Source organism: Mesorhizobium sp. B2-3-12 (genome assembly GCF_006442205.1).
Lineage (GTDB): Bacteria > Pseudomonadota > Alphaproteobacteria > Rhizobiales > Rhizobiaceae > Mesorhizobium.
In genome coordinates, this window is the sequence record NZ_VFVR01000001.1 from 363896 (window position 1) to 378440 (window position 14545).

14 protein-coding genes are annotated in these 14545 nt (G+C 63.4%); 7 read left to right on the forward strand and 7 right to left on the reverse strand.

Annotated elements, in window-relative coordinates; all coding sequences use genetic code 11:
• From rnr to FJ948_RS01890, 7 genes are all read left to right on the forward strand, one after another.
• Nucleotides 1-2307 carry a ribonuclease R gene (rnr, locus tag FJ948_RS01860; protein WP_140701512.1) on the forward strand — a complete coding sequence of 769 codons (2307 nt, stop codon included), beginning with the start codon at nt 1-3 and terminating at the stop codon, nt 2305-2307.
• Entirely contained in the window at nt 2307-2741 is a 435-nt protein-coding gene (locus FJ948_RS01865; RefSeq protein WP_140701513.1) for a DUF983 domain-containing protein, read from the forward strand. The genes rnr and FJ948_RS01865 overlap by 1 nt, the downstream gene beginning before the upstream one ends.
• A gap of 72 nt (nt 2742-2813) precedes the next feature.
• On the forward strand, nt 2814-3554 hold the full coding sequence (locus FJ948_RS01870; RefSeq protein ID WP_140701514.1) for an NUDIX hydrolase: 741 nt from the start codon (nt 2814-2816) through the stop codon (nt 3552-3554).
• 77 nt (nt 3555-3631) lie between these two features.
• Nucleotides 3632-4810: an MFS transporter gene (locus FJ948_RS01875; RefSeq protein WP_140701515.1), complete on the forward strand. Its 1179-nt coding sequence runs from the start codon at nt 3632-3634 to the stop codon at nt 4808-4810.
• Between the two features lie 110 nt (nt 4811-4920).
• Entirely contained in the window at nt 4921-5379 is a 459-nt protein-coding gene (locus FJ948_RS01880) for a hypothetical protein (RefSeq protein WP_140701516.1), read from the forward strand.
• A gap of 155 nt (nt 5380-5534) precedes the next feature.
• The gene (gene rpmG / locus FJ948_RS01885; RefSeq protein ID WP_006201775.1) at nt 5535-5702 is read left to right on the forward strand and encodes a 50S ribosomal protein L33; all 168 of its coding nucleotides are present in this window, start codon (nt 5535-5537) and stop codon (nt 5700-5702) included.
• A 149-nt stretch (nt 5703-5851) separates the two neighbouring features.
• Nucleotides 5852-6277 carry a hypothetical protein gene (locus tag FJ948_RS01890; protein ID WP_246677436.1) on the forward strand — a complete coding sequence of 142 codons (426 nt, stop codon included), beginning with the start codon at nt 5852-5854 and terminating at the stop codon, nt 6275-6277.
• A gap of 102 nt (nt 6278-6379) precedes the next feature.
• Here the strand turns inward: FJ948_RS01890 and ugpC are convergent, their stop codons facing one another.
• The 7 genes from ugpC to FJ948_RS01925 all read right to left on the reverse strand — a co-directional run bounded on the left by ugpC (nt 6380) and on the right by FJ948_RS01925 (nt 14305).
• Nucleotides 6380-7447 carry a sn-glycerol-3-phosphate ABC transporter ATP-binding protein UgpC gene (gene ugpC, locus FJ948_RS01895; RefSeq protein WP_140701517.1) on the reverse strand — a complete coding sequence of 356 codons (1068 nt, stop codon included), beginning with the start codon at nt 7445-7447 and terminating at the stop codon, nt 6380-6382.
• A 4-nt stretch (nt 7448-7451) separates the two neighbouring features.
• Entirely contained in the window at nt 7452-8300 is an 849-nt protein-coding gene (locus FJ948_RS01900) for a carbohydrate ABC transporter permease (RefSeq protein WP_140701518.1), read from the reverse strand.
• Entirely contained in the window at nt 8300-9223 is a 924-nt protein-coding gene (locus FJ948_RS01905; RefSeq protein ID WP_140701519.1) for a sugar ABC transporter permease, read from the reverse strand. Before FJ948_RS01905 ends, FJ948_RS01900 begins: the two co-directional genes overlap by 1 nt.
• Before the next feature lie 229 nt (nt 9224-9452).
• Entirely contained in the window at nt 9453-10730 is a 1278-nt protein-coding gene (locus FJ948_RS01910) for a sugar ABC transporter substrate-binding protein (protein WP_140701520.1), read from the reverse strand.
• A gap of 29 nt (nt 10731-10759) precedes the next feature.
• Complete coding sequence (locus FJ948_RS01915; protein ID WP_140701521.1) at nt 10760-11947, reverse strand: PLP-dependent transferase; 1188 nt, start codon at nt 11945-11947, stop codon at nt 10760-10762.
• On the reverse strand, nt 11944-12678 hold the full coding sequence (locus FJ948_RS01920; RefSeq protein WP_140701522.1) for a FadR/GntR family transcriptional regulator: 735 nt from the start codon (nt 12676-12678) through the stop codon (nt 11944-11946). Before FJ948_RS01920 ends, FJ948_RS01915 begins: the two co-directional genes overlap by 4 nt.
• A gap of 115 nt (nt 12679-12793) precedes the next feature.
• Nucleotides 12794-14305: an FAD-dependent monooxygenase gene (locus FJ948_RS01925; protein ID WP_246677437.1), complete on the reverse strand. Its 1512-nt coding sequence runs from the start codon at nt 14303-14305 to the stop codon at nt 12794-12796.
• Nucleotides 14306-14545 lie beyond the last annotated feature (240 nt).

Consider the following 14545-nt stretch of genomic DNA (forward strand, 5'->3'; position numbering starts at 1 on the left):
GTGGCGCGCAGGATCTCCGGACGAAGCCACGGCGATCCGCGCACCGCCGACACCAGGGCCAAGGTCAAGGACGACTATCGGCCCTCGCGTGACGAAATCCTGCGCTACATCGGCGAAAACCCCGATCGCGCCGGCAAACGCGAGATCGCCAAGGCGTTCGCGCTGCGTGGCGACGACCGCATCTGGTTGAAGGATCTCCTGCGCGACCTGCAGGACGAAGGCGTCCTGACCCGGGAACGCAAGCGGCTGGCCCGCGTCGGCGCCCTGCCCCATGTCGCCGTGCTCGACATCTTTGGCCGCGACGGCGATGGCATCTTGCTGGCACACCCGACCGAATCGACAGGCGGCGGCGAGCCGCCGGTCGTCTCGATCCGCGTCTCGCGCGGCGGCAACGGCCCTGCGCCGGGCATCGGCGACCGCGTGCTGGCCAAGACCTTCCCGACCGACGATCCGTCAGGGCCTGCCTATACCGGCCGGGTGATGAAGATTTTCGAGAAGCGCACGGACGCAGTGCTCGGAGTCTTCCGCGTGCTTCAGGACGGCAGCTTCCGCATCGAGCCGGTGGAGCGGCGCCAGCCCGAGCTGATCGTCGACAAGGAATTCCAGAACGGCGCCAAAAACGGCGACCTTGTCGAGGTCGAGCCCGCGCGCGCTTCCCGCTATGGGTTGCCGCGCGCCAAGGTGCTCAACGTGCTGGGTTCGCTGACCAGCGAAAAGGCGGTCTCGATGATCGCCATCCACGCGCACGACATTCCGCACATCTTCCCGGCCGATGTCATAGCCGAATCCGAAGCCGTGAAGCCGGCGACGCTCGATCATCGCGAGGATTGGCGCGACCTGCCGTTGGTCACCATCGACCCGGCCGATGCCAAGGACCATGACGACGCGGTCTTCGCCACCCCTGACCTCGACGAGAAGAATCCCGGCGGCGTCATCGCCACCGTCGCCATCGCCGATGTCGCCGCCTATGTCCGCTACGGCACGGCGCTCGACCGCGAGGCACTGAAGCGCGGCAATTCGGTCTATTTCCCCGATCGCGTCGTGCCTATGCTGCCCGAGCGCATCTCCAACGATCTCTGCTCGCTGCGCGAGGGCCAGGACCGTCCAGCGCTCGCCGTGCGCATGACCTTCTCCGCCGACGGCCGCAAGATCCGGCATTCCTTCCACCGCGTCATGATGAAGTCGGCGGCCAAGCTCGCCTACCCGCAGGCTCAGGCAGCGATCGACGGTGTTCCCGACGACAAGACCGGTCCGATCCTGGAGACGGTGCTGAGGCCGCTCTGGGACGCCTATGCGATCCTCAAGCGCGGTCGCGACGGCCGCCAGCCGCTCGAACTCGACCTGCCGGAGCGCAAGATCCTGCTGAAAGATGATGGCACGGTCGACCGCGTCATCGTGCCGGAGCGGCTCGACGCGCATAAATTGATCGAAGAGTTCATGATCCAGGCCAATGTCGCCGCCGCCGAAACGCTGGAGGGCAAGAAGCAGGCGCTGGTCTACCGTATTCACGACGCGCCGTCGCTGGCCAAGCAGGAATCACTGCGTGAATTCCTGCAGACGCTCAGCCTGTCCTTGGCGCGCGGCGCCCAGATGCGGCCCAGCCAGTTCAACGGCATTCTGGAGCGCGTGCGCGGCGCCGACAATGAGGCGCTGGTCAACGAAGTGGTGCTGCGCTCACAGAGCCAGGCCGAATATTCACCCAAGAACATCGGCCATTTCGGCCTCAACCTCAGGCGTTACGCGCATTTCACCTCGCCGATCCGCCGCTACGCCGACCTGATCGTGCACCGCGGGCTGATCGCCGCGCTCGGCCTCGGTCCGGGCGGATTGACGCAAGACGAGGAGGCCCGCCTCGAAGACGTTGCGGTGCTGATCTCCGGCACGGAACGCCGCGCCATGGCCGCCGAGCGCGACACGGTCGACAGGCTGATCTCGGCCTACCTCGCCGAGCGCATCGACGACCGCTTCGACGCCCGCATCTCCGGCGTCACCAAATCAGGACTTTTTGTCCAATTGCCGCAATATGGCGCCGATGGCTTCATACCGGTGTCAACTCTGGGCGGCGATTACTATATATACGACGAGACGGCCCGCTCCCTGTTCGGAGAACGTTCAGGCAAGGGGTATCAGCTCGCGGACCGCGTCGAGGTCCGGCTTGTCGAGGTGGCGCCGATGGCCGGCGCGATGCGTTTCGAGATGTTGACCGACCCGAAGCCCCTGCCAGGCTCCAGCAGGTCGTTTCACAAGGCTAAGGGCCGCGCCCGCGCGTCGCAATCGCGATCGGGGTCGCGCGGCAGGAGACGGTGATGGAACAACAGGTTTTTGGCGGCGAACATCATTCGGGCCGGGTTGCACGCCCTCTGTGGACGGCAATGAAGCGCGGCCTGCTGGGCCGCTGCCCCAATTGCGGCGAAGGCAAGCTGTTCCGTGGCTTCACCAAGACCGTCGAAACCTGCAGCGTCTGCGGCGAGGAGATCCATCACCATCGCGCCGACGATTTGCCTGCCTATCTGGTCATCGTCATTGTCGGCCATATCGTTCTCGGTGCCTTCATGGGCGTCGAGGCGACGTCGACCTTGTCCAGCTGGCAGCACATCCTCATCTGGGTGCCGTTGACCATCCTGCTCTCGGTGGCGCTGCTGCAACCGGTCAAAGGCGCCGTCATCGGATTGCAATGGGCGTTCTATATGCACGGGTTTGGTGGTGAAAAGGACGAGGTCGAGCCGCATGCCGGCACGTGACGCGCCACTGGCGCAACACGCCAATCGCTAAGGCCACTTTCGCATGCAAGAAGTTTCCGCTAGGTCGAGCGTATGAACGGAATGACCAAGGCGGACGTCGACAAGCTCGACAAGGGCCTTGCCGCCCATGGCGGCCGGCCCTTGCGTCCGCGTGACGCGGCGACCTTGATCCTGCTCGACCGCAAGGGCGACGACGTCCTGGTGCTGATGGGACGCCGCCACGCCGCGCACGCCTTTATGCCAGGGAAATTCGTCTTCCCGGGCGGCCGAACCGACCCAGCGGACAGTCGCATCTCGACAGCGACCGCACTTGACCCGCACGAAGAAGCCAAGCTGACGGCCGGCCCCGGCCGCACCGGCCATGCCCGCGCCCGCGCCATCGCTTTGTCGGCCGTCCGCGAGACCTACGAGGAAGCCGGCCTGCTGATCGGCCGCAAGGGTGCCTTCGCCACGACCAAGCGCGACTGGCAGGGTTTCGTCGACCATGGCGTGGCGCCATCGCTGGAAGCGCTGCGCTTCATCGCGCGCGCCATCACGCCGCCGAACCGGGTACGCCGCTTCGACACCCGCTTCTTCAGCGCCTGGCGTGACGATGTCGCCATCGAATTGCCCGATGGCGGCCCGACCAATGAACTGGAGGAACTGGTCTGGCTGCCGCTCGCCAAGGCCAGGCAGGCTGACATACCCGACATCACCCGAATGATCCTGGACGAGCTGGAAAAGCGGCTCGCCGATGATCCGCTGCTGCGACCGGGCGGTCCCGTCCCCTTCTACCGGCTTGTCCGCAACCGCTTCACCCGCGAACTTCTCTAGAGCAATTCCACGAAAAGTGTGATGCGGTTTCCCACAGGAATTGCGCAATCTCAAAAAGACAGAGTATTCAGCATCTCATGACGGTCGATACCCAACCACAGGGCGACGAACGCGTACACTGGCTGCCGATGGTAGCGGCGATCTCGTCGATCAGCGTCGTCGGCATCGCCATTGGCCTCGGCATGCCCTTGCTCAGCGTTATCCTGGAAACACGCGGCCATTCGGCCTCGATGATCGGGCTCAACACGGCCGTTGCCGGCCTGGCCTCGATCGCCGGGGCGCCGCTCGCCACGCCGCTTGCCATGCGGTTTGGCGTCGCCTGGACGATGATCGCCATGATCGCCACCGGCGCGCTGGCTTTCGTCGGTTTCCATTTCGCGCCCGATTTCTGGATGTGGTTTCCGCTGCGCATCGTGCTGCACATCGCGCTGACGGTGCTGTTCATCCTGTCGGAGTTCTGGATCAGCACGTCGGCGCCGCCGCAGCGTCGCGGCCTTGTGCTTGGCATCTACGCCACCGTCCTGTCGCTCGGCTTTGCCGCGGGACCGTGGCTGTTCGCCCATCTTGGCAGTTCCGGCTTCAGGCCGTTCGGCGTCATCATCGCCCTGGTGACGCTCGCCGCCATACCGGTGCTGGCCGCCCGCAACGAAAGCCCCACCATCGTGGCTGAGAGCGAGACCAGCCACTTCCTGCGCTACATCTGGCTGGTGCCGACCGCGACTTTCGCCGTGCTTGTGTTCGGCGCGGTCGAGACCGGCGGCTTCGCGCTGTTCCCGGTCTATGGCAACCGCATCGGCTATTCCGAGGCCGACGCGGCGCTGCTGCTGACCATGATCGGCCTTGGCAACGTCCTGTTGCAGATCCCGATCGGCATGATCAGTGACCGCGTCTCCGACCGGCGTTATCTCTTGCTCGCCTGCGCCACGGTCGGGCTCGTCGGCACGATATTCATGCCCTTCTTTGCCGCCAATTGGCACTTGATGGCCGCGCTCCTGTTTGTCTGGGGCGGTGTCGTTGCCGCCATGTACACGATCGGCCTCGCCCATCTCGGCTCGCAGCTCTCCGGCCACGAACTGGCGTCGGCCAACGCCGCTTTCGTGCTGTGCTACGGCGTCGGCATGGTACTCGGCCCGCAGGCGATCGGTATCGGCATGGACAGTTTCGGCCCCTCCGGCTTTGGCTGGTCGCTCGGCCTGTTCTTCGCCGCCTACATCGCCCTGGTCTGCTTCAGGCTCGTTCGCAAGATCCTGCTGTAGAGCCACCCAGTCGTTATCGACGCTGCGCAGCGGCAGGCTGCTGACAGAACCGTGTCAGCAGCCACCGGTTAAAAGGGTGTCCTAAAACACCCTGAACCGAGGACACTCCGATGATCGACAGCGGCTTTGAAACCACTTCGCTGCGAATGATGCTCCTGCTGCTCGTCAGCTTCCAGGCTCCGGCCGCCGACGTCGACCGCATCATGGACGCGGTTGTGGCGATCGCACCGCTTGCCATGGGCAAGTATGACCGCAATGCCTATCAGTCGGCGCACGGCATCGAGCGCTACAGGCCGCTTGAGGGGGCCGCGGCGGGCGCCGAAAGCGAATTGCGCCGCCGTCCTGGCACAGTCGAGGTTTCCTTCGAATTGCCCGACGACCAAGAGCTGGCGGCCCGCGTCGTCGAGGCTATTTTCCAGGCCCATTCCTATCAGGAGCCGGTGATCCGCATCCAGCCGATCCTTGCCAGCCGCTCCAAGGGGCTGGACGACCGGGCCAATCCGAATCGCTGGTGGAACACGACCGGAGACTGGAAGAAGGTCGCGGCACCGGAGCCGGAAACCGTCTGATTTATCCATTCCGGGCGGCTTGGGCGGGCCACATCGGGTCCGCCGGGCTTGACTTTCCAGGCACGTTCTTTATGTGTCGCGCCAAGTTTCCCGCGTCCGGGTGTTTTTCCCGTGCTCCAGCGGCCAAAACCCCACGAACATAACGGACTGAGATCATGGCCAAAGCCGCAAACATCAAGATCAAGCTTCTGTCGACCGCCGACACCGGTTTCTTCTACGTCACCAGCAAGAACAGCCGTACCAAGACCGACAAGCTGTCGTTCCGCAAGTACGACCCGGTCGCCAAGAAGCATGTCGAATTCAAGGAAACCAAGATCAAGTAGTCTGGGTTTTTTCCCTTTTGGAATGCCGAAACGCCGCCCATCGGGCGGCGTTTTTCGCTTACAGCTCTCCACGGTGGCGGCTGCCGATCGTCGCAGTTACCGATTTTTTGTGATGTCGCAATTCCCGACTTTTGTGGTGTTGTCATCCTATGAGCCGTTTTACTCGCCTTGATCTCAGCGAAGATCTCTCTTGGGTGCCTGCTGACTTCAGGAGGGATGCGCAGGGCAATGTGCCGTTGGATACGCAAACCTACATTGAAAGCTATCTTGCCGATCCTTCGGAATGGCATTGGTCCACGCATGACGAGCCGCGCGAGATCAAGCTCAAACGTGTGATGGCCATTCTAGCGAAAGCCCGCCTACCAGAGCATGCTAAGGCCGTGGCTCAACTAGGCGTCGGTCCCTTTGAAGATATGATGAGCGACTGGTTGCTTGATCGCCTCGAGGCCTACTTGCCTTTTGATGTTGCGCTCTACACCGCCCTTAGCGGACTTTACGTTTTCAATGAACCGCCGGCCGTGCAAGACCGACTGGCTCGGATGATGGCGGCAAGCGAAAGGGCACGGAAAAAATAAGCCGCAAAGAGCCAAAGGTTCATAACAACACTCAGCAACGAGTAGCGAAGCAGCGACTCAGGCCACGGTCCACCTGCTTATCCGGTGCTTGGCCGTGAACAGCTATCCGATGCGGTCGCCGCTCTTCTCGTGGAACAAATGCAGCGATGCCGGATCGGCCGCCAGCCGCACCATGTCGCCGGGCTTCACGCCGGCACGGCCCATGGCAAAGACGCAGAGCTGCTGGCCGGCCAGCTTGACATAGAACTGGGTCGACAGGCCGAGCGGCTCCACTACCCCGACCTCGCCTTGCAGCGCACCGTCGTCCGCCAGCCTGATATGCTCCGGGCGCAGGCCGACGGTGATGACCTCACCATCCCTGAGCGGCAGGCCGTCCGGCAGCCGAAGCTTCTGGCCATCGGACAGCACGGCGTCCACCTTGCCGCCCTTCGCCACCCTTGCCGGCAGGAAATTCATGCCCGGCGAGCCAATGAAGCCGGCGACGAACATGTTGGCCGGCCGGTCGTAGAGATCGAGCGGGGCGCCGACCTGCTGGATAAGCCCGTCATGCATGACGACGATGCGGTCGGCCATGGTCATCGCCTCGATCTGGTCGTGGGTGACGTAGACCGAAGTGGTCTTCAACTGCTGGTGCAGCGCCTTGATCTCGGCGCGCATATGGACGCGCAGCTTGGCATCGAGGTTGGACAGCGGCTCGTCGAAGAGAAAAACCTTGGGATCGCGTACGATGGCACGACCCATGGCGACGCGCTGGCGCTGCCCGCCGGACAATTGCCTGGGCAGGCGTTGCAGGAACGTATCGAGCCCCAGCCGCTTGGCCGCGCCATCGACACGCGCATCGATCGCCGGCTTCTCGGCTTTTCGCAGCATCAGGCTGAAGCCCATGTTCTTCGACACGTCCATATGCGGATAGAGCGCATAGGACTGGAACACCATGGCGATGTCGCGGTCCTTGGGCGCCACGTCGTTGACCAGCCGCTCGCCGATGCGGATCTCGCCGCCGGAGGCTTCCTCCAGGCCGGCGATCATGCGCAAAAGCGTGGACTTGCCGCAGCCGGACGGGCCGACCAGGACGACGAACTCGCCGTCGGCGATCTCGAGATCGACCGCGTGCAGGACGCGGACGGCGCCGTAATCCTTGCGGACCTTTTCGAGCGTGACAGAGGCCATCGATCTATCCTTTGACAGCGCCGGCGGTCAGGCCGGTGACGAGATAGCGTTGCAGGAAGGCGAAGAAGATGCAGACCGGAATCAGCGCCAGGATCGACGCGGCCATCATCTGCCCCCAGTCGACGGCGAACTTGCCGATGAAGGTCAGCAGGCCGACGGCGAAGGTCTTCTTGTCGTCGCTGGAAATCAGCATCAGCGCGAACAGAAGCTCGCTCCAGGCGGCGGTGAAGACGAAACCGAGCGTCGCGCCCATCCCGGGCAGCGTCAGCGGCACGATCACCTTGCGCATTGCCTGGGCGCGGGTGCAGCCGTCGATCATCGCCGCCTCTTCCAGATCCTTCGGTATGCCGTCGAAGAAGGACTGCATCAGGAAGGTGGCGAAGGCGGTGTTGAAGGCGGTGTAGATGATGATCAGCCCGGTCAGGCTGTTAATCAGGCCGATCTCGCCCATCACGCGGTAGATCGGCGGAATGACCATCACCAGGGGAAAGGTCTGGGTCAAAAGCAGCATCAGCGCCAGCGCCGCCTTGCCGCGAAAGGTGAAGCGCGACATGGCGTAGCCGGCGAGCGTCGCGATGACCGTCACCAGGGCCGCCGTCGACACCGAGACGATGACGCTGTTGAGGAAATAACGCGGAAAATCGGTCGCCTCGAGCACCGTGGTGAAGTTCCGCAGCGTCATCTGCGACGGCCAGAAGGTGATGCCCTCGGAATAGAGCAGCCGCTCCGGGGTGACCGAGATCTTCAGCGTCCAATAGATCGGGAACAGCGCGAAGACCACGTAGGCCGCGATCGCCGCGTAGAGACCGACGCCGCCGAAAAACCGTTGCGAGGCTGAACGTCCAGCAATCATCAGACATGCCTCACAAGGGTGCGACGAATGCCGATGAGAACGATCGCGTAGGCGATGAGCAGGACCAGCAGCAGCACGGCGACCGCCGAGGCATAGCCCTTGTCCAGCGACTTGAAGGCGCTGACATAGATGTAGACCGGCACGGTGTTGGTCGAGCCGGCAGGCCCGCCCTCTGTCATGACGAAGATCAGGTCTGCGAAGGTGGCGATCCAGATCGTGCGCAGCATGACGGTGATGGCGATGGTCGGCGCCAGGAACGGCAGCGTGACCTTGGTGAAGCGTTGCCACGGCGAAGCGCCGTCGATGGCTGCCGCCTCATGCAGTTCGGAAGGAATCGACTTCAGCGCCGCCAGCAGCGTGATGGCGAAGAACGGAATGCCGAACCAGACATTGGCGAGGATCGGCCCCCACATGGCGGTGGCCGGATCGGAAAGCACATTGGTCGGCTCGGCCTTCAGGCCGAGCGCGAACAGCCAGTGCGGCAGCGGACCGATGATCGGATTGAACAGCCAGGCCCATGTCAGCCCCGACAGGAAGGACGGCACCGCCCAGGGCAGGAAGACGAGCGCCTGCACCGCCTTGCGGCCTGGGAAAGGCTTGTCGAGCAACAGCGCCAGGCCAAGGCCGAGGAAGAACTGGAAGAACAGGCTGGCAACCGTCCACCACAGCGTGTTGACCAGCGCCTGGCCCAGCACCTGATCCGACAGCATCGCCTGATATTGACCAAGCCCGACATATTCGGATTTGAAAGCGGAAAACTTGCGGAAGGAATAGCTGATGCCGATGACCAGCGGCACCAGCAGCACCACGACCAGCAGGATGATCGCCGGGCTAAGGTAAAGCCAGGGCTCGATGGCGGCATGCGTGAGCCACTTACGTCGCGGCTTGCCGACAGATCGTATTTCGGACACGGCGTAGGTCATTGGCTGTGAAACGGCTCCCTGGAGCGGCGTTGGGGGGGGCAGCGTCCTTCTCCCAGTCACTACACGGGGAGAAGATGCCGGTTCACCCTCCGTAGCTGCAGCGCAGCTGCTGCGGAGGACGGGCAGGCAGATGAGGGGCAGCGCCAGCTTCTGAGAACTCAGCGCTGCCCTCATCCGTCACTTCGTGACACCTTCTCCCCGTGAACGGGGAGAAGGGAAAAGCCTGCGCTTACTTCTTGTTCTTCGCCAGCCAGTCCTGCTGTTCCTTGGTCAGGAAGGCAGCCCACTGGTCGGCAACGTCCTTGGCCGTCTTCTGGCCGAGCAGCACTTCCTGAAAATTCTTGATGGCGACCTGGTCGACGAAATTGCCGAGATTTTCCAGATGCGTCGGCGGCGTCACCATTTCATACTTGCTGCTGTCGCTAAGCTCGGTGAACCAGCCCTTGAACTGCTCGGTCTTGAAATGGGGATCCTGGTCGGCGCCGTTGTGGATCGGCACGACGCCGACTTCCTTGGCCCATTCCAGATTGTCCTTCGGCGACAGCAGCGTCGCCATCAGCTTCCAGGCGTCATCCTTGTGCTGCGAATTGGCAAACATCGCCCAACCGGCATAGCCCAGCGTCGGATAGGATTTGCCGCTTGGCCCGACCGGCAATGGCGCCACGGCGAAATCGTCGGCGCTCATCTTGTCGGCGATGCCGAGCAGCGCGTCGGGATCCTGGTTGAGCATGGCGCAGGTGCCGGAATAGAAACCGGTGACGGTCTCGTTGAAGCCCCAGCTCACCGCATCCTTCGGCGCCAGACCGTCCTTGTACATGTCGGCCAGCATCTGCAGGCCCTTGACCGAGCCCTCTTCATTGATGGTCGAGGTGCCGTCCTCGTTGAAATATCCGCCCTTGCCCTGCGCGATGTTCATGAACATGTGCATGCCGTTGAAGGCACCCGGGCCGCCGCGCAGGCAATAGCCGTACTTACCTGGAATGGCCGAGATCTTCTTGGAGTCGGCGATGAATTCGTCCAGCGTCGCTGGCGGACCGTCGAGGCCGGCCTCCTTGAACAGCTTCTTGTTCCAGAACAACGCGTTCACATAGTAGCCGTAGGGGATCATGAACTGGGTGTTGTTCACTGTCGAGCCGAACTGCTTGGCGCGGTCGCCGAGCGTCTTGGCGTCGTCCCATTTGGCCATATAGGGGCCGAGATCCTCGAGCTGGGCGTTGTTGGCGTAAAGCCCCATCCAACGCTCCGGCATCTCCACCACATCGGGCGTATCGCCGGCCTGCACCATGGTCAGGAACTTTTCGAAGGCTTGGCCCCAGGGCAGCGAGACGAGCTCGACCTTGACGCCGGGATTGGCCGCCTCGAATTCGGCGATCTGCTTTTTCAGGAACTCGGTGCGCGGCGGACTGGTGATGACCTCGACCATTTTCAGCGTCGAATCGGCGAGCGCTCCTCCGGCGGAAATTGCCAGCCCCGCGACGGTGGCAAGCATGACGGTCAGTTTTTTCATGTTCAAGACTCCCATTTTGAACCCGCTTGTTATTTTCTGGCTTTTTCGAAGGCCTGGGCGACATCCGCCCAGAGATCCTCGACACTTTCCAATCCGACATTGAAGCGGATGGTTCGGGGGCTGACGCCGAAGCGCGCCATCGAATTCAGTCCCGGCGTCTGTTCGAGCGACGCCTTGGCCGGCACGACCAGGCTCTCATGCCCGCCCCAGCTGACGCCGATGCGGAAAAACTTCAGCGCATCGACGAAGACGGGAATGTCAATATCGTCCGTCACCTCGAACGAGAACAGCCCGCCATAGCCGGCAAGCGTCGCCTTGCCCGGATGGTTCGAATAGACGGGGTGGTTGACGCGCTCGACATTGCCATGCGCCTTCAGCCGCTCGGCGATGGTGAGCCCGCTTTTCATGTGGTGCGGCAGGCGCAGCGGCAAAGTGCGCAGACCGCGCAGCAAGAGCCACGCCTCGAACGGCGACAGCTTGCCGCCGAGATAGGAATAGGTCTGCTCGTTGATGTGCTTGATGTGCGCGGCCGAGCCCGCCACCACGCCGGCAACGGTGTCGCTGTGGCCGCCGAGATATTTCGAGGCCGAGTGCAGCACCAGGTCGACGCCATGCGTGAACGGCTTCTGGAACACCGGCGTCGCCCAGGAATTGTCGATGGTGGTGATGATGCCCTGCTCTTTCGCCATCCGGGTCAGATGCGGCAAGTCCTGCAACTCGAACACCATCGAGGTCGGGCTCTCCAGATAAAGCAGCTTGGCGCCGGGTAAGGCCGCCGCCACCGCATCCGGATCCGAGCCGTCGACATAATCGACCTTGATGTTGAGCCGCGGCAAAAGCCGTTCGAACAGCCGGTAGGCATCGCCATAACAATTGCGCACCGCGACGATACGCTCGCCCGCGCCGACGAAGGCAAGCAACGTGGCGCTGATCGCCGCCATGCCGCTGGAGAAGCCGCGCGCGGCCTCGGCACCCTCGAGTGCGGCGACGCGCGCCTCGAACTCCATGACCGTGGGATTGTCGCCGCGCGAATAGATCGGCTGCTTTCGTTTGCCGGCAAACGTATCTGCCATTTCGGCGTAACTGGCGAAGGTGAACAGCGAGGTCTGGTAGATCGGCGGCACGACGGCGCCACCGGGGAATGGTTCGTCATGCGCCAGAAGCGTCGCCGCCTCGGCAAGATAATCGTGGTCGAAACCGGTCGGATGCTCGTTCATGTCTGGCCCAAGAATTTGAGTTTGGCCGCACCGCGCTTCAAATCGTCCTCGACGGTGGCGATCAGCTTCAGCGCCTCTGCGCGGGCGCCTTGCGGGTCGCGCGCGGCGATGCGCTCGTAGATGGTGCGGTGATAGGGAAAGCTGGCGTGGCCGAAGTCGCGCACGCCGAGCGGATGCTCCCAGAAGCGGTGAAACAACTCGTGCATGGCAGCGATGATCTGTTCGAACAGTGGATTGCCGGAGACCCGGTAGATCGCCTGGTGGAACTCCCAGTCTTCTTCCGACGACATGCCGTCGCGCGTGCGGAACGCCTGCTCCATGATGTCGAGCTTGCGCTCGATCTCGGTCATGTCGGCCGGGCTGGCCCGCTCGGCGCAGAGTGCCGCCGCCTCCGCCTCCAGTGCGCGGCGGATTTCCAGCGTCTGCATCAGGCTGGTGAAATCATTGCCGCCCGCCAGCGTCAGCGGCAGATGCAGCATGTCGGGCGAGACGGCCGCCTTGAGATAGGTGCCGCTGCCTTGCCGGCGTTCGACCAGACCCAGTCCTTCCCACCGCGTCAGCGCCTCGCGCACCGTGTTGCGGCTGACCTTGAGCCGCTCGGCCAGGATACGCTCGGTCGGCAGTCTCTCACCGGGCCGCAAAGCCTCGGCGCTGACAAAGCCCACCAATGCCTTCAGCACGGCGTCATCGCGCGCCGTCGTCTGAATGGGTGGCAGGCTGTTCTGGTCCACGCTTCCTCCAAGTGGTCCAATGGTCCAACCAATTTCTACATAGATAAAACCTCCTGTCAATCGCTTGTCAGGAGGTGGCGCCGCCGCGAAGGACGACGCCATATGTATCAACAGCTTACCCGAGGCTGTGCGAAGCCGCCCAAGGCGGGCCGAACCAGACGGCCAACGCTTCGGCCAGCCCAAGATCAGTCTTGTCTCCCACCCAGGCTACATATCCGTCGGGCCGAATTAATACTGCGGTTGGGGCGGCGACCGCCCCAATGACCGGAAGCTCCCAGGCCCCAGCATACTTGGCGTCGATCCGCCGGAGATGATCGGCCCGGGGCGCGATCTCCAATCTGCCTGGCTCGCCCAGGTTAAGGAGTACCGGCCGCGCGTCGTGCAGCAGACGGAACAGCCGCAACGGCCCGTTGGCGGTGAGCAGATCGAGGTCGGGTATTCGCCGCCCAAGCAGCGCGTGCCCCTCCCCGAGGTCGTAGTGGACGCCCAGCCCGGACATCTCCCCGGCGATCCGTTTGCGCGGTTCGTCCATGGCGAGCAGTTCGGCAACGGTATCGCCCAGAGCCTTGGTCCGCGCATCGATGCGACGCAGCGCGACCTGCGCCATCGCGTTGCGCAGCACGCGCGCGGCAACCGGATGGCGTTCGGCATGGTAGCTGTCGAGCAGGGTTGCAGGGGACGTCGCCTTGACCACCTGGGCCAGCTTCCATCCCAGGTTCACCGCGTCCTGCACGCCGATATTGAGGCCCTGTCCGCCCATCGGCGGATGGATATGCGCGGCGTCGCCGGCCAGCAGCACATGTCTGTCGCGGTAAGCGGCAGCCTGGCGCGTCATATCGGTGAACCGGGAAATCCAGGTCGGACTGTGGACCCCGTAGTCGGTGCCGTAGACAGCGACAAGCGCCTCGCTGAGATCGCGCAGGGTCGGTTCGCCGCCAAGGGTCAGTTGCCTCTCGGTCAGCACGATACCCACCCGGCCGCCGTCCTCCATCTTGCCCATCGCGTGAACTCCATAGGCATCGCTGCGAAAGCCCCATGCCGGTTCCTGCGTCATCTCGACCTCGGCGATCATCCAGCTCATCGTCGGATCCCATCCGTCGAACGCGATGCCCGCGGTCTTGCGGATCGTGCTGCGTCCACCGTCGCAACCGACGAGATAATGCGCCCTCAGGCGCCGGCCATCGGACAGCTCGACGTCGACGCCGCCATCGTCCTGCGCGAAACCGGTGACGTCCCGCTCGCGATAGATCGGCACCCTCAGTTCGCTGACCCAGTCGGCCAGGATGCGCTCGATGTGGTTCTGCCGCAGCCCCAGCACATAATTGTGCCGGCTGGGAAAGTCGCCGATGTCCAGCTTCACCATGTTGAAGCCCACCGACTGCGACGGGTGTCCCTGGGAGACAAACCGGTCGGCGATCCCGCGCTGGTCGAGCACCTCGATGGTGCGGGCATGCAGGCCTCCCGCGCGCGAACCGATGAGTTCCTGGTTGGGCCGCCGCTCGACAATGGCCACGTCGACATTTGCCAGTGCGAGTTCCCCCGCCAACATCAACCCTGTCGGCCCTCCTCCGGCGATCAGCACAGCATGATCCCGTCGCGGTCCGTCAGTCGGCATCGATACCGGCATTTTTGCTACTCCCGTTTCCGTTGGCCAGGGCGCGGTTGTACGGGAGGAGCCAGGTCTTGCCGCAAGCCCCTTGTGCGCCATATGTATGTAATGGAAGGGACAGCGCCTTTCCTTCGCCCTCCCGGCCGGCAAGCGCGAAGCGCCACTGGCCGACAGACGCCGGAACAAACCCAGCGGCCAATTCCGTTTTTCCGCGCATGAAAGAAGCCCCGAACTTCGGGGCTTGGCAGGGACTCTTGA